Raw genomic sequence first — 248 nt, 5'->3', positions numbered from 1 at the left:
ACCTTGACCTGCTGGTCGATCCGGCCGATGTACGAGATGCCGCCGTTCACCCATTTCACCAAATCGCCGGTGCGGTACATGCGTTCACCCGGCACAAACGGATCGGCGACAAACCGCTTCGCGGTTTCGTCTTCCTTGTTCAGGTAACCGCGTGCCAGCCCGCGACCCGCTACGCAAAGCTCTCCGGCCACGCCTTCCGGCTGCACTTGATTGCCCTCGCCGAGAATGTATACTCTCGTATTGGCGAT

At 60.1% G+C, this 248-nt stretch carries 1 protein-coding gene; it reads right to left on the bottom strand.

From position 1 onward, the window contains the following. Positions 1–248 (bottom strand): hypothetical protein (locus V6D44_RS21005; RefSeq protein WP_333516866.1); only part of this gene is annotated, 248 nt, incomplete at both ends.

Source organism: Bacillus sp. 0209A, from assembly GCF_036765095.1.
GTDB lineage: Bacteria > Bacillota > Bacilli > Bacillales > Bacillaceae > Bacillus > Bacillus subtilis_G.
This window is presented reverse-complemented; position numbering and strand designations above follow the sequence as displayed.